The organism is Pontiella sulfatireligans (assembly GCF_900890705.1).
Classification (GTDB): Bacteria; Verrucomicrobiota; Kiritimatiellia; order Kiritimatiellales; family Pontiellaceae; genus Pontiella; species Pontiella sulfatireligans.
The window spans coordinates 606,225-626,326 of sequence record NZ_CAAHFH010000001.1; the positions used below are offsets into that span (position 1 = coordinate 606,225).

The window sequence follows — 20,102 nt, forward strand, 5'->3', positions numbered from 1 at the left end:
TTACACCATCCTTTCAGTTGTCGTAGACGGAGCATCTTGCTCCGTTGGGTTGTGTGTGGCGGGGTGGACGTCCAAAGTTCGCAAGGCCGAAGTTGTGCTCGGCTTTTTTCCCTGAACGGAGCTGGAAGCTCCGTCTACGCTGATGATGAACAGTCCAATAGAGAGCAGGACGGAGCCTGCGGGAATGAAAAACAAGTGGCGGAAGGCGGGATGGAAAGCGCTTGCATAACACACCGTCGGCATGGCCGCTGCGCCAACCAGCATCAGGACCGAAGCGGTCGGTGAAGAGATGCCAAGCACAAGGCTGGTCAGCCCAAACCCCAGATTAAGAAAGCCGATGCCAAAAAAGGAAATGTGCGCCAGCCGGATCAGTCGCCGGGGCCAGGAGGTGTAGCCCCCAAGCCAATCCTGTTTGTGAAAGAACAGTCCGGGAACCGCGCCGGAAATGCATCCGAGTGCAAAGCCCATCCATGCTGCCGTGATGTTAAGCATTGGAATTCTCCTTAATAAACTTTCCGTACTTCAGGAAATGTTTGATTTGGGAAATCGCTTTCCGGTTCCAGACCATGCAGGCGTGGGTGGCGTGGAGCTGGACATAGTCTGTGTAGGCGGCGGGCTTGACGCGGGCGACGGCGACCTTGCCGTCGTCCGGCCCGGGAATCAGCAGGGAGAGGATTGGATTGATCGAGCGGTCGCCCGCAATGATGCCCAATTCAAATTGCGGCGCCTTCAGCCGGAGCGGGCGGCTGTCGGTTCCGGTTCCTAGCTGATTCCCGGCCGGTCCATTAATCCATTTGTAGAGAAAGATGCCGCCCAGCTTGTCCGTCACTTCGCTGCCGCGGCTCGGCGGCGCGAGCATGACGACTCGTCCAAGGTTTGGAAGCGAGTGGGTTTCCAAATGTTCGCGCAGGATGATCCCGCCCAGGGAATGCGTCACGAAATGCACGCGTGGCGCATCCTTGATCTGCGGTTCCAGAGTGTTGAAGATGTCCTTGGTTAGTTTTTCGATGGTTGCGTTGGTGGAGGGATAGTCGTGGTTGATCACGCGGTAGCCCTCTGTTCGCAGTTCTTTTGCCATTTTGTTCATGGCCTTGCTGGAGCGAGTCAGGCCGTGCAGGAGAACGATGGTTTCTTTTTTTTTCACACCTGCGCAGGTGTGATAGTTGTTTGACTGCAGTGATTTGCAACTGTATGCGACCAGAAACAGCATCGCTAGAATGAATAGTGTCTTCATGGTTTAAGCTCCTTGAACGAAAGCATTCACGGCGCACAGGTCGAGCTTGCCGGTTCCAAGGATTGGAAGTTCCGGGATGCTGAAGAAGTTGGCCGCGCGCGGAATCCACAGGTTGGGCAACCCGAGGTTCCGAAGTTTGGAAACCAGGGTTTCGGGATCGCCGGCTTGCTGGGTAAAGCAGACGGCGAGCTGCTCGCCTTTGGCTTCGTCGGCGATGCCGACGACTGCGACGCACGGCTCTTCCGTTTCCGTCGCCTGTTGAAGCGCTTCTTCAACCAAGCCGTGCGGAATCATTTCGCCGGCAATTTTGCTGAAGCGGGAAAGACGGCCGGTGATGTAAATAAAGCCGCATCCGTCCATCCGGGCGATGTCGCCGGTGTTGTACCATCCGTCGCGCAGCACTTCGGCGCTCTTCTCGGGCTGCCCCAGATATTCCTGCATCACGTTCGGTCCTTTGACCAGCAGCAGGCCTTCCTCGCCGTTGGGCAGGGGGGCGTGGGTTTCGGGGCCGACAATCTTTACGGCGATGCCGGGGAGCGCCTGCCCAACGCTTCCGGTGCGGGTGCCGTTTCTTGAGCCCAGTGCGGCCACGGGCGAAAGCTCGGTGCATCCATAGCCTTCCAGCGGCTTAACGCCGAACTTTTTCTCAAAAAGGTCCGCCAGTTGCGGGCGCAGCTTTTCGCCGCCGGCAATGACGATTTCCAGGGTTTGGAAGTCGGCGGCGGATGCCTTGCGCATGTAGTTTTGCAGGAAGGTGGGCGTGGTCAGCAGGGCGGTCAGCTTTTCTTCTTTGATCAGTTGGATGACCCGTCCGGTCTGCAGCGGGTTGGGATGGTAGGCAACGCGGATGCCCTTGAACAACGGCCACCACAATAGGCCGAGAAAGCCGAATGCATGGAAGAGCGGCAGGGTGGCACACATCGAGTTCTGTGTGCTGAACTGCTGTGCGGTTTGGACGGATTCCACGTTCGAAAGGATGTTGGCGTGGCTGAGCACAACGCCCTTGGGCATTCCGGTGGTGCCGGAGGAAAAGATGATGGTGGCCACATCGCTCGGTTTTGGCGTGCGTCCGCCGGCCAGATGCTTGGGCGAGGCCATCAGTGCGGCGCGGACTGCGCGGACGCGTTCGAGGCGGCCCAGGTTTTTGAGCAGGTCTTCCAGGTAGAGCCAGCGCACCGGCAGATACGGTTGCGCGGTCTTCTGCAAAAACCGACGCGAGGTGATGACATATTTGATGCGTGCCTGCTGAATGGCGGATAGCTGCGCTTCTTCAGAGGCGGTCCAATTCAGGTTGACGCTGGTCTTGCCGGAAAGGGTGACGGCCAGGTTGGCCATGACTCCGCCCAATGTGGTGGGCATGAAGATGCCCACGTTTTTCTCGGTCTTCGTACAGGGCTTGATGCGGTTGGCCAGCGCAACGGCGCCGATCAGCAGTTTGCCGTAGGAGGCCTTGCCGGTGAGCGTGTCGGTTGCGATCGGGCGGAACCAATTGCGGCGCGCCTGCTTCACAAACTGGTGGCTGAGCGTCTGGTCTGGGCGAAGGCTTTGCTCTGTAGCATATTCAGCGCCAAGTTCGGCGATCACGCGCCGGGCTTCGTCGGCCGAGGTGTCGGTCGGGAGGGCTTGGCCGAAGCGGACGGATACCGGGTAGGGGAACTTGAGAGGGCGCTTAAGACCCGGCTTGCCGCGCTGGAAGCTGAAGATGCTTCCCCACAGGTTTCCGATGTGCGCGGGGATGATCGGGCAGTCGCTGTTTTTAGCGATCCGCTCGAAACCCTTGTTGAATTTCATCAGGTTGCCGTCCTTGGTCAGTTCGCCTTCGGGGAAGATGGCAATAATGGCGCCGGCTTCCATGGCTTCGCGCGCTTCCTTGAGCGACTGCGCCAGAGCGCGCGGGCCGTCGGAGGTGTGGATCGGAATGCAGTCGGTCAGCTTGAAGAGGGGTTTGCACCATTTCCAGGTTTTGAACACGTCGCGCGACATCAGGAAACGGACGGGGCGCTGCGTGGCGGCCTGAAGAAGCAGCGGATCGGCATAGGCCGTGTGGTTGCAGATCAACAGGGCGCCGCCTTCGCGGGGCAGGTTTTCCACGCCACTGAAACGAATTTTATAGAGGCTGCGGATCAGACGCATCAGCCAGAAGCGCGTGAAAAAGTTCGGCAGGCGCATGCAGGCGATTATGGCTGGAACGGCGGCGATGAGGCCGGTGACGAAAACGCAGCGGCGCGCGCCAAAATGGAGGTGCTGGGTCATTACATAGAATAGGCCGGATGCCGCCACCATGGCGCTGAAACTCAGGAAGCTGGCGGCGCCGAAGACCTCGCCTCGGCGGTCCTTCGGGATGCGGTGCTGCAGAAAAGCATTCAGGGGAACGAGGTACATGCCGCAGCATGCGCCCAGGTTAATGATCCAGAAGCCGATCAGGATCGGGTGGTGCGTGACGCTGATGCAGAACGAGGAAATCATGACGCCCAGTGCGCCAACCGGAATCAGGCCAATCTCGATGGTGTGCTTGGAAAAGCGGCCGGTCAGCAGCGCGCCGATTCCGATCCCGATGGCGGCCAGCGGGAAAAGCATGGGGCTTTTTTCGATGGACAGGTTCAGCGCGTCGCGGCCGAAGATGACGAGGGTTTGCTGCAGCAGGGCGGTAATGGCGCCGAACAGCACGAGTCCGAGAACCGCTTGTTTGGCCCAGTGGTCGCTCTTCAGGTTTTTAACGGCGCGAACGACGTCGGGAATGATCCACGGGGAGGATTTTTTCGACGAACCGGCGGCGGAAACTTTGGCAATTCGGTATGCGCTGAAGATGCCGGTCGCCGCCAGCGCCAGCGAGGTGCCGATCACGTAGAAGGGGCTCGTTCCAATATAGCCGATCAGCAGCGAAGGCATTGCGGTTCCAAAAATGATGGCCATGTAGGTGGCGGCCGTCAGGAATCCGTTGGCGCGGGAGAGTGCTCCGTCATCCACCAGTTCCGGAACAATGCCGCGCTTGGCCGGGCCAAACAGCGCGCTTTGGGTGCAGAGGAGAAACAGGAGCGCATAAAGCGGCCAAGCGAGGCCGGAGAGCAGGGCGGGGATGGCAAAGACGAACAATGCAACCTCCAGCCATTTGCTTGCCACGATGATGTCGCGTTTGCTGAACCGGTCGGCCAGTGTTCCGGCCACATTAGAGAACAGCAGGAAAGGAATCACAAACAGGGCCGAACAGATCGCCAGCACGGTGGGCAGGCTGCCTTCGCCTAGAATTTTGACCAGCACGATGGCGGCAGTCATCTTAAAGGCGTTGTCGTTAAATGCCCCGGTAAACTGGCTGATATTCAACCATTTGAATGTTTTCTTCATTTTCCGCTCCTTGAATTTGAAGGTTGTAGTTATGACTGCCCTATTGCACAGGGTATGCCAGCACGCCGGGTATAGTTGTTAGTTGTTGAAGGATAGGTTGTTGAGTATTTTGTTGAAAAACTCATGGAATCTCCTATATTCACCTAGTGAATAAAGCGAAGGCATTGGGTGCATATGAGTGATGAATTTTTTAAGATGGTGGCGGAGGCGGCGTTCAGCAATCCGTTCGGAGAGAAGCGGGCTGAGATTGACCGCCGAATTGTAGGGGCGTCCGAAAGTACGGAGTGGCAGTCCACGCTGCCGCCGCTGCTGCGCGATCTGGCCAAGCAGATTCAGTCTCTTGAGCAAGCCGGCGAGCTGGTGGTGGATATCGAGGCCGAAGGGGAAGCCCGCAATGTGACGGTCAGCGTATTGTTCCATGTGTTTCATCGGTATATGGAGGCGTTCGATGCGCTGATCGAAGAGCAGCTGGCTTCGGGCGATGAGTCGTGCCGTGCGCCGTTTGCATTCCAATGCCTCGAAGATCTGGCGGGCTATGGCTTCAAACGTGCAGATGCGTGCCGCTACGTCGGCATTTTCTATCAGATTCGCCGCGCCTTTTATTTTATCTCCACCGAGTTGATTGGTGAAAGTCCATGCATGCGGCAGATGCGCGCCCAGCTTTGGGATAATATTTTCACGCACGACATCGCTTGGTATGTTCAGTGCCTCTGGAACCGGATGGAGGACTTTTCGACGCTGCTGCTCGGCGAAACCGGAACAGGCAAAGGCGCGGCCGCGGCGGCGATTGGGCGGTCGGGCTACATTCCCTTTAATCCGAATGCTCAAAAGTTCGAGGAAAGTTTTACGCGGGCCTTCGTTTCAATCAACCTGTCGCAATATCCCGAAACGCTGATCGAGTCCGAGCTGTTCGGCCACCGCAAGGGGGCGTTCACCGGCGCCATCGAAAAGCACGACGGCATCTTTTCGCGATGCAGCCCGTGCGGCGCCATCTTTCTTGACGAAATCGGCGATGTTAGCATTCCGGTGCAGATCAAACTGCTGCAGGTTTTGCAGGAGCGCACTTTTTCGCCGGTGGGCAGCCACGACAAGCTCCGGTTCAAGGGGCGGGTGATTGCCGCCACCAACAAATCGATCGACGCCTTGCGGCGCGAGGGCACGTTCCGCGACGACTTTTATTACCGGCTCTGCTCCGACCTCATCACCATGCCGCCGTTGCGGCAGCGCATCCGCGAAACGCCGCGCGCATTGGATCAACTGGCCGGCCATCTGGCCCAGCGGATTTGCGGAGAGGGTGAAATTCTTCCCATTCTCGGCAAGCTAAACCAGGATGTCGGCAAAAACTATGCTTGGCCGGGCAATGTCCGTGAGTTGGAGCAGGCCATCCGGCGCATTCTTTTGACCGGCGCCTATGCGGGCGATTCGGCCACTGAGCCAACAGAGGAAATCGCGCTGAGCCAGGCCGTTGAAGCGGGAAACCTGACGGCCAAGGAACTGGTGGAGCACTATTGCCGCGATCTCTATACCCTCTACGGCAACTATGGCGAAGTGGCGCGGCGCACGGGCCTCGACTGGCGCACCGTAAAGAAAAACGTTACGAGTGCGTGACCCGCATTGCGGTTTTGCCTAGGATTCGCGACTGGAGGTTTTAATGGATAAGCCAGAGTTGGGTTTCGGGGCGGGTGAAGACAGCGATCTGATGAAAACAAGAGGGGAGTCGTCCTCGCTTGAACTCGGAAACGTAAAACGCGTGTTGTCCGTTAAAAAGGGCAATCCTGCGGCGCACTACACCGGCATCGCTCCGCTGGGCAAAGGATCGTTCGGCGAGGTGCATAGCGCCACCGACACCCTGTTGGGGCGCGAGGTGGCCATCAAATCCCTCAAGGCGCATTTCCGCGAAGAGCAGGAAGTGGTCGACCGTTTTCTGAAAGAGGCGCGCGGTACCTCCCAGCTGGAGCACCCCAACATTATGCCGGTGCACGAGATGGGCGTGACCGACGATTTCGGCATCTATTTTACGATGAAAAAGATCGAAGGGGAAGACCTGAAGGAAATCCTCGACCATCTGGAGTCCGGCACCTCGCTCTATCTGAAAAAATATCCGCTCAACGTCCTGCTCGAAATCTTTCTGGCCGTGTGCAACGGCGTGGCTTTTGCGCACAGCCGCGGCGTGATTCACCGCGACCTCAAGCCGGCCAACATCATGATCGGCGAATATGGTGAAGTGCTTATTCTCGACTGGGGGTTGGTAAAGCATCTTGGGGCGGAGGATGAGGAATTCACCAAGGTAAAGCTCCAGATGGACGAATTCGACGACGGCTCGCAAACACTGGACGGTGCAGTTTCGGGAACGCCGAACTACATGGCGCCGGAGCAGGCGGAGGGGCGGATCAAGGATATTGATTTCCAAAGCGATGTCTACAGCCTCGGCGCCATTCTTTATCACATGCTTACCTACCTGCCGCCGTTTGAGAAAACCCCGCTGCGCAATCTGCTCGAAAATGTGAAAGCCGGAAAATTCCAGCCGCCACGCAAACGCAGACCTGAGTTGAATATACCGCGCGAGCTCAATGCCGTTTGCACCAAAGCCATGTCACTCTTCCCGATCAACCGCTACCGGTCGGTTGAACGATTTGCTCAGGACATCCGGAACTATATGGGCAATATTGAAGTCAGTGCATATAAGGCACCCCGCTTGATCCGTTTTTGGAAGGCGTGCAAACGAAACCCCATCAAGGCCAGCGTGGTTTTGGCGGCCTCGATTGCCATGGTTTTTGCATTTGGCTTCCAACGTGCCATGCTGCACGGAAGCTATAAGGCCAATCTGGCCCATGCGCAAGAGTTCCTATCCGGGGCGTTGGCTAAAGTGGACGATGCCAAGGCCAAGTATGACGAACTGGAGCACATCTGCCTAAACGCCCGAAGCCAAGGCGCATCGCCGGAAGAAGCCGAAATTCAAACTGCGTTCAACAGGCTGGTTGATGAGATTAATGAAGGGTTTAATTTGGCACAAAACTACTTCCAAAACGTACCGGAACAATTCAGGCTCAAACGACCGGTTCTAGGGGGGCTCGGCGACATCTTGCGCACGCGGAACGACTTTGCCCTTTACCGCAAAGAATACGACGAAGCGGGCAACCGTTTAAATGAAGTGGAGGTGCGCCTTGAACGATGGGGAGGCAGACTTCCCCCGGACATTGAAGCGTATTTGGCGGAAGCTAAGCTCCAGGTCCAAGGGGACGGAGTTTTAGAAATACTCGAAGCGCCCGGCGTGACCGAAGTGATGGTTTTTTCGGTGGATGAACATGATCCGCGGTTTACCCAAGGCGATATGCTTGACCGCAGCAAAACCTTCCCGTTCGCAATCGACCCCATCAAGAAGGGTTCATACATCATGGAGGTGGTGCTGGAGGATGGAAGTAAAATTCCATACCCAGTCTTTATTGAGCACGGTGAGCACGAAGCGCTGACGCTTGACATACCTTCTCCGATTCCGCCGGGCATGGCCTACATCCCTGCCGGTCCGTTCTTCTTCGGTGGCAAAGAATCGCGGTTTTACCGCCAGCACCGCTACGAGCTCGACGGATTCTTTATCAAGCAGACCGAAGTGACCTTTGCCGAATACATCGCGTTTTGGAAAGCGCTCGACAGCAAACAAAAAGAACAATTCAGCAGCCGTATCCGGTATGACGAAAACGTCCGGCAGTTTTATGATGCATGGGATTCTGACGGGAACCTATACGCCGACAGCCCGCATAAGCCCAACCTGCCCGTGGTCGGAATTACGCGTGAAGCGGCCGAAGCCTATTGCGCCTGGCTGGGCGCACAAAGCGGTTCCAGCATCCGCCTGCCAACCGCCGAGGAGTGGGAAAAAGCCGCGCGCGGCGTAGATGGCCGGCGCTATGTTTGGGGCAACGGCATGAATGTGAAGCTGACCATGACTAAAAAGAACACAGACGCAAAAGCTAAGTATCCGTTTACTGCCCCGCCCGGCAGTTTTAAATTCAGCGACAAATCGGTCTACAACGTCTTCGACATGGCTGGCAACGTACGCGAAATGACCTCGTCGCCACTGCCCGACTACGACGGTGGCAGCATCCAAGAAAACATGCTTTACCAGCTCAAGGGCGGGAGCGCCTTTACCACGGAAACCTTCCTTCCGTGCTGCTATGCCTCCGACACCCCCGTGGTTCCAAGCGACGTCGGCTTCCGCTATGTGATGGACCTCCCTGAATGACCCGGACTTTCGCTCACTCAACACACGCCACGAAAGCACTTCAACTCGTCGAGTCGCTCCAAAGCCGGTTTGTCAAGTCACTGGAAGAACTGGGAGGCGAAGCGTTTAACTCTTCGGAGTGGCTGCGCAACGAAGGCCGGCACGGCGGCGGGTGGCGCTTCGGGGCTGAAGACACCGCACTGCTCGGCCGAGCATCCGTCAATGTCTCGCAGGTGCACTACGACGATGATCCGGAGCGCAAGCTCGGTTCCGCCACCGCCATTTCAACGATTGTGCATCCGTCGCACCCTCTGGCGCCGTCGGTGCATATCCACATCAGCTGGACCGAGATGAAAGGCGGCGCCGGCTACTGGCGGATCATGGCGGACCTCAACCCAGCGTTGCCTAACCCGTTGCACACCGAACGCTTCATCGACGCATTGCGCGAGGCCGCGCCCGAGCGGTTCGGCGAAGCTACGGAACAGGGTGATCGCTACTTTTTCATTCCGGCCCTCAACCGCCATCGCGGCGCTGCTCTTTTTTATCTCGAAAACTACAGCACCGGCGATTTCGAGGCCGACCGCGCCTTTGCCCAAAGGGTGGGAGAAGCGGCCGTCGACACCTATGTCCAGCTACTGAAAAAAGCGTCGAAGGATGCTGCTCCAGCTTCGGAGGCTGAGCAAGCGGCGCAACTCGCCTATCACACGCTTTATTTTTTCCAGGTGCTCACGCTCGACCGCGGCACGACCACCGGCCTGCTGGTGCACGATCAAAACGATGTCGGCATTCTAGGCTCGTTGCCGCCTCGGATCGACAAAAACCTGCTCGCCTCCTGGCGCTCGCGCATGCCCGAACCGCAGGATCGTTTGCTGGATGCCTTGCTGGCCGCGCTTCCAAGCCAAGGCACGTGCGTCATCGACGGCGACACCAAGCAGAAACTCGCCGTCGCCGTCCGGGCGCACTACCAGAAGCATCCCGAAGCGTTGGAAATGCAAGCCTCCTCCGGCAATTCCACCCCGCCCACCATCGACAACCATCAGTAGAAGCAATTTCGGAGTGCGGTGGGCCGAAGGCCGGCGATAGCCGCTCGACACCGCTTTTAAATTGCTGTGCGGTATGGTTTGAAAGCGCCGTCGAGCCGGCGCACTCCATATCGTCGGGCGTCAAGCCACCCTGTTTTGAAAGCTCTGTCAAGCCAGAGCACTCCATAGCATCCATCCACACCGGTACCTCGGCGGCAATCGTATAGCGGTCGCAGTTGAGCATGAACTGCTCGACGACGTCGTGGCGCTTGAAATTGGTATTGGAGAACTGGAGCGCCTTGACCTGCAGACGGTGATAAGGGCCTTGAGGATAATGTCGGGATCGGTTTTTTTGCTGTTGCGGTGCAGGCTGGAAAACTTGCGCAGGCAGTCGTTGCATTTGTAGAGCTGCTTGACGCCGCTCTTGAGTTTGCGTGTGCCGGCTTTGACGACGTCGGTGGAGTTGCAGTATTTGCAGCTGCATTGGAGTGCGGTGGGTGGTCTTGCGCAGGCTCAGACTCGCTTTGCGTGACTGCGGTTTTAGCGGCGTGTTGCTTTGCGGGTGTATTTGAAAGCGCAGTCAAGCCTGCGCATTCCGCAAGATCATGCAACTTTCCACCCATTGGAACTTGGAATTTTTGAAGGGGCGGCTATTTTCGGCAGCATTAACCGAATGGAGATGGTGCGATGCTGAATGAAGAAGTTTTTGCAGGGATCACTTGGGGCCAGGCGCTGATCGTGACTGGATGGGTGCTCGGTGCAGTTGTTCTGGGCAAAGTGGTTCAAATCATCCTGACCAATATGGGCAAGTCAAAGCGCTTCGAGGGCAAGGAAATTATACAGGCGGCCTTCAAGGCGTTTGCCCGTCCGGTGCCGTTCCTCTTTTTCACGCTCGGCCTTTTCCCCGGCCTTGGAACCCTGCAGGTGGGTGAAGGCATTGCACGGATTCTAGCCGATTGCTTATCCGTGCTGTTGACGGTGGCCGTGACCTTCTTTATCTATTCCATGGTTGATGTGCTCGATTTTGCGATCTCGCATTACACGAAAAAGACCCGCACCAAAATGGACGACATGATGGCGCCGATGGTGCGCAAGAGCTTGCGAGTGGTCATCATTGTTCTGGCGCTGGTGCAAGTGGCACAGATTTTAAGCGACAAGCCGATCACTTCGATTCTGGCCGGCCTCGGCGTCGGCGGATTGGCCGTTGCGTTGGCCGCACAGGAAACGATTAAGAACTTTTTCGGATCGCTGGTCATTTTTGCCGACAAGCCGTTCGAACTGGGCGAACGCATCGTAGTGGGCGGCCACGACGGAGCGGTGGAGGAAGTCGGTTTCCGTTCAACCCGCATCCGTACGCTTGACGGCCATTTGGTTACGGTACCCAACGGCGAGCTGGCCAATCTGATGATCCAGAACATCGGCAAGCGCGCCTATATCAAGCGCGTGATGAACGTGACCATCACCTACGATACACCCCCTGAAAAAGTGCAGCAAGCCCTCGATATCCTCAAGGAACTGCTTGATAACCACGAGGGCATGAACGCGGACTTTCCGCCGCGCGTCTTCTTCAACAACTTCAACGACTGCTCGCTGAACATTTTGGCGATCTACTGGTATCACCCGCCGGAATACTGGGACTATCTCGCCTTCTCTGAAAAGCTGAACCTCGAATTGCTCAAGCGCTACAACGAAGCCGGCATTGAATTCGCCTTCCCGACCCAGACGTTGCATGTCAACGGCTTGGATGCCGAGTAAAGGAAGGATCGCTTCGGAGGTTGTGGCACCGGATTCCGATCCGGTGTCTTCGCGCGAGAAACGCCGGAATGGAATCCGGCGCCGCGGTTATTGCTAACCCTCGCTGGCGCTGAGGTTGGGCGCCAGCATTTCGGTTCGCCCTACCTGCTTCAGTTCGATCATGTCAGAGAGGATGTAAAGGGTTTCATTCAGGATGATGTCCTTGCTCTTTTTCTCTCCGTCTTCATCTTCGAGAAACGCACCGCTCTGAATGTCGTCGATTTCTTTTTCCGCCTCGGCTTCCGCGAGGCGGTTGCTCAGGGAAAGGGAAACGGACTTGGTGTCGTAGCGCTCTTTCAAGCGGTCCCGTTTGGCGAGGTAGGCCTGAAACTCTTCATTGGCCTCAATGCGTTCGCTGGATTGCTCCGCGAGCACCGGAAGCAATTCAGAAAGTCCGCTTTGCGTGCGGTACATAGCGGGACGAATGGTGTCCCAGGGGAGAGCGTGTTCTAGCGAGTCTTCACCCAGATCCATGACGTCGAGATACGACGGAATGACAATGTCGGGAGAAACGCCCTTAAGCTGAGTCGAACCGCCGTTGATGCGGTAGAAGCCGGCCGTGGTCAGCTTGAGCGAGCCGCGTTTGTCGCCCAGCGGCATCAGGGTTTGCACCGTGCCTTTGCCGTGGGTCTGCTTGTCGCCAACGATGACGGCGCGTTTGTAGTCCTGCAGCGCCGCGGCGAGAATTTCGGAGGCCGAGGCGCTCAGTCGGTTGACCAACACGATCATCGGGCCGTCATAGCTCACTTCCGGATCGGCGTCGGGCAATACCTGGATACCTCGACGTTCTTTGACCTGCACCACCGGGCCGGAAGTGATGAACAAGCCGGCCGTTTCGATGGCCTCGACCAATGAACCGCCTCCATTGTTGCGCAGATCAAGCACGAGTCCTTCAATGCCTTCGAGCTGGAGCTCATCGATCAGTCGGCGAACATCGGTCGAAGCGCGCCGGGCATTCTTTTCGTTTTTGCTGGTGGCTTTAAAGTCGGCATAGAAGTCGGGCAGGGTGATAATGCCCAGCGTGCGGGTAGTGCCGTCTTCAAGCTCGACTTCCTTGACCTCGCTTTTGGCGGCTTGTTCTTCAAGTTTCACTTCGGCGCGAACGAGGTCGATTTTCTTGGTGCGTGAGCCGGTGCGGTCAGATGCCGGGATGACCGTCAACACCACAGTGGTGTCAATTTCACCGCGAATCAGGCGGACGGCTTTGTAGAGCGGCCAGTGCATGATGCTCACCGGTTCTTTGTCGCCTTGGGCAACGGCAACAATCTTGTCGCCGGCTTTGAGCCGCCCGTCTTTGTCGGCGGGCCCGCCCGGGATGACGCGCACAATTTTGGCAGAGCCTTCGTCGGGGCGGAGCATCGCGCCGATACCCACCAGCGAAAGCTTCATGTTGATGTCAAAATCCTCGACGCTGCTGGGCGACATATAGTCGCTGTGCGGATCATAAACCTGCGAGAACGAGGTGAGGTAGCGCTGCAGCAGCATTTCTTCATCGAACGACTCCATGGTCATCAGGAATTGCTTGTAGCGCTCCAAGATGAACTCTTCCGGTGAAAGGGCCGCCACCTCGGCCGCTTCATCATATTCGTCTGAAGCGCCGGCAACCTGATTGGTTGAATCGGCTTCTGCTTCGGCCACAAGATTCGAGGTTGTCGTTTCCGCCACCGCAACGAAATTACTTTGAACGGCTTCAATTTCAACAATCAGGTTTGTGCCGGTCAGCCCCATGGAATTGGTTTCGGTTCCGCTGTCTGCAAAAACCTGCGTGGAGACCAAGCGGCTGACGTATTCATTCTTGAGCCGCTTGCGCCACAGCTCGTCCCAAGCCGCTTCATCCTTGGGCCATGCGACATCCTTGCGGTCCCACAGAAAATCTTCATCCACAGAGGTATCGAACCCCTCTACCAAAATCTTTTCCGAGAAAGCCAACCGGTTCTTGATCCGTTCCATCAACGTGTCATAGACCTCGATGGCAAACGTGATTTCGCCCTTTTTCAGTTGTTTATCAAGAGTTTTTGAATCTTTTGAAAACTCGTCGATGTCGGATTGAAGGAAATAGCTCCGGGCGGGATCCAGCGAGCTGATGAAAAGGTTGAAGGCATTCGTGGAAATATGCTCATTCATCGAAAGTTGGTTGAGGTGGTAGAGGGGGAGGGAGTAGGCGACGGCGCGGCTGATTCGCTTAATGTTTAGATCGCTCTTCGGAACGGTTGCTTCGGGCTGAACCTGAACCGCCTTGATTTCCGGTGCGGCAGCGCGGACTTCTTGAGCAGCCACGGCATTCGTGCCAACCGGGGCTTCCGCAACGGCGATGCACTGAGCATCCTGTCTGTCGTCTTCGCGCGCCTTCGAACAGCATGCGACTAGCAGCAGCATGCTGCAACTGATCAAGGTTGAGTTGGTTGTTGCAATGATTTGCTTCAATTTCATGTAAGATTCCTTAGATGCACAAATAAAGACCCAAACAGACTATAGTGCGCTCAATCTCAAAACAAGCTGCTTTCCGCCTTAGATTCCGTCATTTTTAGGTTTAAACCCGTATTCCAATGCCTGTAGATTCTGGCGCTCGAAACCGATTTAACCAGGAGCTACTAATATGACAGCCAAATTGACTGAACGTTCAGAGTGGAAAGCGCTCGAATTGCACTATGCCGAAATGAAGGATGCCCACCTGCGCGATCTTTTTGCCGACGCCGGCCGCGCCGCGCAGTTTACGCTCAAAGCCGAAGACCTGCTGCTCGACTATTCAAAAAACCGCATCAGCGCCGAAACCATGGACAAACTGATTGCGCTGGCCGAGTCCGCCGATCTCAAAAAATGGATTGAAGCCATGTTCACCGGCGAAAAGATCAACGCCACCGAAGACCGCTCTGTACTGCATGTTGCGCTCCGCTCGCCCAAGGATGCCGTGATTGAGGTCGATGGCGAAAACGTGATTCCCGCCATTCACGCCGTACTTGACCAAATGGCCGCGTTTTCCAACAAGGTCCGCTCCGGCGAATGGAAGGGCTACACCGGCAAGCCGATCAAAAACATTGTCAACGTCGGCATCGGCGGTTCCGACCTCGGGCCCGTAATGGCCTACGAAGCGCTCAAGTGCTATTCCCAGCGAGGCCTCAACCTGATTTTTGTCTCCAACGTCGACGGTACGCACATTGCCGAAGCCCTGCAAGGATTGGACGCCGAAGAAACGCTCTTTATCGTCGCCTCGAAAACCTTCACGACGCAGGAAACCATGACCAACGCGCACAGCGCACGCACTTGGTGCTTGGAATCTCTCAAGGATGACGCCGCCATTGCCAAGCATTTCGTGGCGCTCTCCACCAATGGCGCCGCCGTATCCGAATTCGGCATCGACACCGCCAATATGTTCGCCTTCTGGGACTGGGTCGGCGGCCGCTATTCGCTGACTTCCGCGATCGGCCTGCCGGTGATGCTTGCCATCGGACCGGAAAACTTCACCGAACTGCTCGACGGCTACCACAAGATGGACACGCACTTCCGCACCGCGCCTCTGGCCGAAAACATGCCGGTCATCCTCGCGATGCTGGGGATCTGGTACAACAACTTTTTCGGTGCCGAGAGCCAGGCGATCCTGCCGTACGACCAATATCTTTCGCGCTTCGCCGCCTATTTCCAACAGGGCGACATGGAGAGCAACGGCAAAAGCACCACCCGTTCCGGCGAAAAGGTGGAATGGCAAACCGGCCCGGTCATCTGGGGCGAGCCCGGCACCAACGGCCAGCACGCCTTCTACCAGCTGATCCATCAAGGCACCAAGCTCATCCCATGCGACTTCCTCGCGTTCTGCAAATCGCAGAACCCGATCAGCGACCACCACGTCAAGCTGATGGCCAACTTTTTTGCGCAGACCGAAGCGCTGGCGTTCGGCAAGACTGCCGAGTCGCTCAAGGCCGAAGGCGTACCCGCCGAGCTGATTCCGCACAAGACGTTCGAAGGCAACCGCCCGACCAACAGCATCATGGCCGAAAGGCTGACGCCGTCCGTGCTCGGCCAGCTGGTGGCGCTCTACGAACACAAAATCTTTGTGCAGGGCATCGTGTGGGATATCTATTCCTTCGACCAATGGGGCGTCCAGCTCGGCAAAGTTCTCGCGGCGGAAATCCTCCCCGAGCTCGAAGTCGACACCGAACTGGCGCACGACTCCTCCACCAACGCGCTCATCGAATACTTCCGCGCGAACAAATAAGCAGGATTTCCAATCCTTGGAAAGCGGGGCTTCGGCTCCGCTTTTTTTATGGATTGAGCGGGGGGAGAAGTTTTTGCTCGCGCGCTGTTTTTTTCAGTTGCCTGAAATAATTCCTTCGGGCCTGGGTCATGCTTTTTAGAAATGCGGTTTGCTGGGCCGGGGCGTTGCTCCAAATAGATTGATAAAAAAGTTCCAATGATTGGAGGGCGATGGTGTCGCCATTCCGTTGGAGGAAGGTATCGAGACGGAAGCCTTCCTCCAGTTGGTCGCCCCATTGCAGCAACGCATTCAGCAGTGCTTTGGGCGAATCTTTTCGCGCCATGCGGCGCACATGCTGAAAGGCCATCCATTCGCTGGATTGCAGTGCTGCACGTTTCCGCCGGATCATGGGCCTCAGTCCCGCTGCCAATAGCAGGAGCAATACGATGGCGCCGGCTGTCATCGTGAGAGTCCGGCTGCCTGACTTCTCATCCGCTAGAGCTGAAACGCCCTGAACAGTGAAGGTGCGTCCCTGCAGCGTTTCTGTTTTTAATTGGCCGGATTTTAGATCGAACCACTGCACAGATATGTCGGGAATAATATAGGTGCCTGCCGCTTCGAACACGATGGTGACGGAATCTTCGCGCACCCCGCGAAGTTGTCCGCGATTCATTCGATCCTCTATCGACGGCTGCTTGCGATAGATGCCCAGTCCTTCTGTTTCTTCCACTTCCAAGGGTTGGAAAAGCATGCCCGGAAGATCATCGGCTTCTATGCGAATTTTCCGTTCCACTGCATCGCCAACCGATACCTCGGTCGATTCCAACGACCATTGCTGGGTGGCCTTTAGGTCCGTAGTGCTGACCAGCGTTCCGCTCCCAGCGCCTTCGGGAAGCTGCGCCTTGAATGAGAGGGATGGAACTGGTTTGTTGATTGACTCTGTGGTGGTGCTGGCACCTGCCGCGCGGGGTTCGACTTGGATTGAAAATTCGGGGATCCGGATTTTGCCATTGCGCTGCGGGTAGATGAAAATTTCTTTGCGCTGCCCGGAGCAACGTTGTCCGTCCACGGTTTCGCTAATCGTCACTCCGCCGGGGTTGCGGTCTAAGATCAGCGCACCGTTAATGTCATCGAGGTTAATCTTTGAAATCCCGATCCAGCCGTCCGAGGCCAATGCGTCGATCTTAATGCGCACCCGCTGGCCCACCCAGATCGGCTTGTCTTGATCAGCGATCTGCGCCTTTACGTAAATCTCAGCGAACAAACTGTGCGAACCACAGAACAGGAGCAGCAGTAAAATGGAGAGCCGTTGTTTCATTCCTGCGGGCCCTTCTGCTGCATGGCGGATTGATAGGAAAATTTAGAACGGAGAAAGTCGGCTGGGCGCGTTTGAACCTGCCGCAGCCAGACGGCATGCATTTGGGCGGAAGAGGCCTTTTGTGCGATTTCGGTAGATTCTTCAGCAGAGGCGGGCGGTTTTTTGTTTGAAAAGATGAAGTCATCCGCTCCGAGCTCGGTCGCTTCTCCTCCGGTTTGCTCCAGCCGTTTCGCCGAAAAGCGGGCGATCTGCAGGTTTTCTTCGGCCTCAGTCCAGCCCGGTTGAAGTTCCAATGCCTGGACATACCGCTCCGCCGCATCGGCATATTTTCCCTGCATGGCCAGCGCGTTGCCCTGGTTGTACAACCCCTCCGCCGAACCGGTCCCGGCAAACCGCCCGGTCGCATCCTTGAATTTGGCCGCGCGGAACAGCGAGGTTCCCTGCCGGTTGGAGGATTGGAACCATTTGGCGGCCTCCTCGAAGCGTCCCTGATTGTATAGCCGCTGTCCGTACTGATCCGGCGTCATCACCAGTAAGGCGGGAGGGCGGCCATTCAGCGAAAGGAGTCCGCCAGTCAGCACCGCAACGGCCAGCAACAGCCAAATGAGTATGAAGCGTTTCATTCGACCACCCATCCTTTGCGGAACGGCAGCAGCGTGGCGAGGACCAGCAATGGAATCAGATAATATCCGGCATCGCTCCAGCGGTCGCCCTGTTCCGATGACAGTATGCTTTTCATATCCCGGCTGGTCTGTCGCGAGATACGTTCAGCATCGGCCTCATCCACGGTGAGCGGTGTGATTTTGGCATCCAGCAAACGGGCGGCTTTCGTAAGCTCCGTTGGAACCGAAGCGGCCATGGGCAGAAACTGGATTGGATACGGGTAGTTGTTTGGAAGCTCTGATTCGTCGACTCCGTCCAAGATGGCCAGCACGGATCCGGATTGTCCCGCTTTGACAAACATACGATCCGCCAAGGCCAGTGCTTCGGAGAGTGCATGTCCTTCTTTCGGCATCGACTCCGGTTCGAGGTCCTCGATCATTTGCATCAGAATGCGCCCGTCGGTGGTCAAAGGCATCACCAGATGGGCCGAACCGCTATATACAATTAGTCCGGTCGGCGCACCAGCGCGTAGTTCGAGCAGGTCGCTCAGCTTTTGTTTCGCACGCTCCAACCGGTTGGGCGGGACATCGTTCGCCAGCATGGTTCCGGAGAACTCCATCAGTACGTAGAGCCCCGACTCATCCTGAGCAAACGGGTTAGGCTGCTTCCGCCAGGTTGGACCGGAAAGGGCAAGTGCCGCGGCCACCCAGAACAAGACGAGCAGGTGCAGCGGACGGAACCGGCTTTGCTGTTCAGGTTCTTTAATGAGGTGCGTCAGCAAATGCGGTGCAATCAAAAGCTGTGCTTGCGACTGGCCCCGCTGACGGCGCAGTAGTCCGGCTCCAAGAAGAACCGTCGGAATCAAGGCCAGCAACCAGAGCGGACGCAGGAAATGGAAACTATCCATCATGCCGGCCCCTCCCTGCGTGCAACCTGAATGGTGTAGGAGGCCAGACTGATCAGCAGGAGCGCACCTGCCGGCCAGACAAACAGCTCTTTTCGAGGGCGATGACTGATCGTGTTGACTTCGCGTTCTTCGAGCTGATCAATGGCCTCATAAATGCCGACCAGTTCGGTTCGGTCATTGGCGGAGTAAAACTGTCCGCCGGTTTTGTCGGCGACCTCTTGCATCGCATCGACATCCAGCTTTTCCTCGCCGACCGCTTCGGGATCGCCGACCGCAACTACATGAATGGTGATGTCGTGATCGGCGGCAATGGTGGCCGCTTCGGTGGGCGGGATGCGGCTCCCGGTGTCGTTGCCATCAGTCAGGGCAATCATGACGCGTTGCGCGGCATCGCTCTTTTCAAACAGGGAGATCCCGAGGCCGATGGAATCGCCGAACGCGGTTTTAGGGCCGGCCATGCGCGGTTGCAATTCGTCGAGCAGCAGGCGGGCGGTTTGAGCATCGCGGGTGAAAGGCACCTGAACAAACGCCGCATTGCCGAACACCACCAGCCCGACCCGGTCGCCTTCGCGCCGCGTCAGAAAATCGTCGAGCACCTCTTTCACCGCCGTCAGGCGATCGGCCTTTTGGCCCGAACGATCTGTAAAATCCTCGGCTTCCATCGAGCCGGAGAGATCGACGAGCAAAAGGATGTCGCGGACCGAGACGCTTTTATAGACCGGAGGCTCCAGCATTTGGGGGCGCGCAAGCGCCACGACGGCCAGCAGGAAACAAAGCCCGTCAACGGCCCAGCGCAAGTGTGAACGCCGTGCCACGGCTGCGCCGGCCTGCGGTGTCGTTCCGGAAAAGGAGGCGAGCCGATTAAACCATGGTACGCGCACCGCCGCGCGCTGCGTTCGGTGCGAGGGCAGCAGCCGTACGGCCACAGGAAGCAGCAGAATAAGCAGAAGCCATGGGTAGGCAAAGCTCAGCATGAGTCCGGCCTCCGGTGATGCTGAATCCATAGAGCGGCCTGAGCTGAAAGTGCCGCCAATTCGGCGTCGGCTTTAAAACTGGAACGCGGGCAGCAGTCGTTTAAAAAATTAATCCACTCATCACCATGCAAAGGAGCCACCGTCTCGCGCGGCCACCCCGCCAGGGCCACCCGTTTGAGCAACACCATGATCTCGCCCGGGGTGGAGGCTTCACTCAACAGTCTCAGCGCCTCCCGCCGGTAAGCGGCGCTGTGCCAACGCAGAGCAGTCAGGATTACAACACCCAGCACCCCGGCCAAAACCAGCACCAAAAATGCGGTCAATGCCGGAGCCAACGGCCAGGCGCCTACCGCATCGGGTTCGACGATGTCGTTCAGGTCTAGAATGGATAAGACGCGATTCGTCATAACTCATCCTGAGAGATTAATTTTAACAGAATAATTATGGACAGAATGATGCCCTGCGACAGGTGCTTTTTAATTATTCTGCCCATAATCATTCTG

At 57.0% G+C, this 20,102-nt stretch carries 14 protein-coding genes and 1 pseudogene; 5 read left to right on the forward strand and 10 right to left on the reverse strand.

The features are described from left to right. Genes SCARR_RS02235 through SCARR_RS02245 form a run of 3 tightly spaced genes read right to left on the reverse strand, consistent with a single transcriptional unit; the run spans position 1 to position 4,576 of the window. Positions 1-492 carry a hypothetical protein gene (locus SCARR_RS02235; protein ID WP_187356363.1) on the reverse strand — a complete coding sequence of 164 codons (492 nt, stop codon included), beginning with the start codon at positions 490-492 and terminating at the stop codon, positions 1-3. Next, the gene (locus SCARR_RS02240) at positions 485-1,234 is read right to left on the reverse strand and encodes an alpha/beta fold hydrolase (RefSeq protein WP_222846147.1); all 750 of its coding nucleotides are present in this window, start codon (positions 1,232-1,234) and stop codon (positions 485-487) included. The genes SCARR_RS02235 and SCARR_RS02240 overlap by 8 nt, the downstream gene beginning before the upstream one ends. A 3-nt stretch (positions 1,235-1,237) precedes the next feature. Further along, on the reverse strand, positions 1,238-4,576 hold the full coding sequence (locus SCARR_RS02245) for an MFS transporter (RefSeq protein ID WP_136059894.1): 3,339 nt from the start codon (positions 4,574-4,576) through the stop codon (positions 1,238-1,240). 174 nt (positions 4,577-4,750) lie between these two features. Here SCARR_RS02245 and SCARR_RS02250 point away from each other — a divergent pair, with 174 nt between their 5' ends. From SCARR_RS02250 to SCARR_RS02260, 3 genes are read left to right on the forward strand one after another with little or no spacing between them, the layout of a single operon-like run. Then, positions 4,751-6,184, forward strand: a complete 1,434-nt coding sequence (locus SCARR_RS02250) for a sigma-54-dependent transcriptional regulator (RefSeq protein ID WP_136059895.1) — start codon at positions 4,751-4,753, stop codon at positions 6,182-6,184. A gap of 43 nt (positions 6,185-6,227) precedes the next feature. Continuing rightward, on the forward strand, positions 6,228-8,813 hold the full coding sequence (locus SCARR_RS02255; protein ID WP_136059896.1) for a bifunctional serine/threonine-protein kinase/formylglycine-generating enzyme family protein: 2,586 nt from the start codon (positions 6,228-6,230) through the stop codon (positions 8,811-8,813). Further along, entirely contained in the window at positions 8,810-9,835 is a 1,026-nt protein-coding gene (locus tag SCARR_RS02260) for a coproporphyrinogen III oxidase (protein WP_136059897.1), read from the forward strand. Before SCARR_RS02255 ends, SCARR_RS02260 begins: the two co-directional genes overlap by 4 nt. 147 nt (positions 9,836-9,982) lie before the next feature. On the opposite strand, the pseudogene SCARR_RS29655 reads toward SCARR_RS02260, so the two are convergent. Then, a pseudogene (locus tag SCARR_RS29655) lies at positions 9,983-10,279 on the reverse strand (hypothetical protein); the annotation flags it as partial. Between the two features lie 222 nt (positions 10,280-10,501). On the opposite strand from SCARR_RS29655, the gene SCARR_RS02265 reads away from it, so the two are divergent. Beyond that, positions 10,502-11,569, forward strand: a complete 1,068-nt coding sequence (locus SCARR_RS02265; protein ID WP_136059898.1) for a mechanosensitive ion channel family protein — start codon at positions 10,502-10,504, stop codon at positions 11,567-11,569. Positions 11,570-11,662: 93 nt separating this feature from the next. Here the strand turns inward: SCARR_RS02265 and SCARR_RS02270 are convergent, their stop codons facing one another. After that, the gene (locus SCARR_RS02270; RefSeq protein WP_136059899.1) at positions 11,663-14,038 is read right to left on the reverse strand and encodes a carboxy terminal-processing peptidase; all 2,376 of its coding nucleotides are present in this window, start codon (positions 14,036-14,038) and stop codon (positions 11,663-11,665) included. Positions 14,039-14,204: 166 nt separating this feature from the next. Between SCARR_RS02270 and pgi the strand changes: the two genes are divergently transcribed. Beyond that, positions 14,205-15,818 (forward strand): glucose-6-phosphate isomerase, encoded by a 1,614-nt coding sequence (pgi, locus tag SCARR_RS02275; protein ID WP_136059900.1) that lies wholly within the window; start codon positions 14,205-14,207, stop codon positions 15,816-15,818. Positions 15,819-15,864: 46 nt separating this feature from the next. On the opposite strand, the gene SCARR_RS02280 is transcribed toward pgi, so the two are convergent. From SCARR_RS02280 to SCARR_RS02300, 5 genes are read right to left on the reverse strand one after another with little or no spacing between them, the layout of a single operon-like run. Next, entirely contained in the window at positions 15,865-17,115 is a 1,251-nt protein-coding gene (locus SCARR_RS02280) for a BatD family protein (protein WP_136059901.1), read from the reverse strand. After that, positions 17,112-17,738: a tetratricopeptide repeat protein gene (locus SCARR_RS02285; RefSeq protein WP_168432914.1), complete on the reverse strand. Its 627-nt coding sequence runs from the start codon at positions 17,736-17,738 to the stop codon at positions 17,112-17,114. The genes SCARR_RS02280 and SCARR_RS02285 overlap by 4 nt, the downstream gene beginning before the upstream one ends. Next, entirely contained in the window at positions 17,735-18,628 is an 894-nt protein-coding gene (locus SCARR_RS02290; RefSeq protein ID WP_136059903.1) for a vWA domain-containing protein, read from the reverse strand. The genes SCARR_RS02285 and SCARR_RS02290 overlap by 4 nt, the downstream gene beginning before the upstream one ends. Continuing rightward, complete coding sequence (locus SCARR_RS02295; protein WP_222846148.1) at positions 18,625-19,629, reverse strand: VWA domain-containing protein; 1,005 nt, start codon at positions 19,627-19,629, stop codon at positions 18,625-18,627. Before SCARR_RS02295 ends, SCARR_RS02290 begins: the two co-directional genes overlap by 4 nt. Then, positions 19,593-20,006 carry a DUF4381 domain-containing protein gene (locus SCARR_RS02300; protein ID WP_136059904.1) on the reverse strand — a complete coding sequence of 138 codons (414 nt, stop codon included), beginning with the start codon at positions 20,004-20,006 and terminating at the stop codon, positions 19,593-19,595. Before SCARR_RS02300 ends, SCARR_RS02295 begins: the two co-directional genes overlap by 37 nt. Between the last annotated feature and the right edge of the window lie 96 nt (positions 20,007-20,102).

Excerpts from the sequence above, each read along its gene's own strand:
- SCARR_RS02235 (WP_187356363.1), bottom strand. The coding sequence starts at position 492 with ATGCTTAACATCACGGCAGCATGGATGGGCTTTGCACTCGGATGCATT.
- SCARR_RS02240 (WP_222846147.1), bottom strand. The coding sequence starts at position 1,234 with ATGAAGACACTATTCATTCTAGCGATGCTGTTTCTGGTCGCATACAGT.
- SCARR_RS02245 (WP_136059894.1), bottom strand. The coding sequence starts at position 4,576 with ATGAAGAAAACATTCAAATGGTTGAATATCAGCCAGTTTACCGGGGCA.
- SCARR_RS02250 (WP_136059895.1), top strand. The coding sequence starts at position 4,751 with ATGAGTGATGAATTTTTTAAGATGGTGGCGGAGGCGGCGTTCAGCAAT.
- SCARR_RS02255 (WP_136059896.1), top strand. The coding sequence starts at position 6,228 with ATGGATAAGCCAGAGTTGGGTTTCGGGGCGGGTGAAGACAGCGATCTG.
- SCARR_RS02260 (WP_136059897.1), top strand. The coding sequence starts at position 8,810 with ATGACCCGGACTTTCGCTCACTCAACACACGCCACGAAAGCACTTCAA.
- SCARR_RS02265 (WP_136059898.1), top strand. The coding sequence starts at position 10,502 with ATGCTGAATGAAGAAGTTTTTGCAGGGATCACTTGGGGCCAGGCGCTG.
- SCARR_RS02270 (WP_136059899.1), bottom strand. The coding sequence starts at position 14,038 with ATGAAATTGAAGCAAATCATTGCAACAACCAACTCAACCTTGATCAGT.
- pgi (WP_136059900.1), top strand. The coding sequence starts at position 14,205 with ATGACAGCCAAATTGACTGAACGTTCAGAGTGGAAAGCGCTCGAATTG.
- SCARR_RS02280 (WP_136059901.1), bottom strand. The coding sequence starts at position 17,115 with ATGAAACAACGGCTCTCCATTTTACTGCTGCTCCTGTTCTGTGGTTCG.
- SCARR_RS02285 (WP_168432914.1), bottom strand. The coding sequence starts at position 17,738 with ATGAAACGCTTCATACTCATTTGGCTGTTGCTGGCCGTTGCGGTGCTG.
- SCARR_RS02290 (WP_136059903.1), bottom strand. The coding sequence starts at position 18,628 with ATGATGGATAGTTTCCATTTCCTGCGTCCGCTCTGGTTGCTGGCCTTG.
- SCARR_RS02295 (WP_222846148.1), bottom strand. The coding sequence starts at position 19,629 with ATGGATTCAGCATCACCGGAGGCCGGACTCATGCTGAGCTTTGCCTAC.
- SCARR_RS02300 (WP_136059904.1), bottom strand. The coding sequence starts at position 20,006 with ATGACGAATCGCGTCTTATCCATTCTAGACCTGAACGACATCGTCGAA.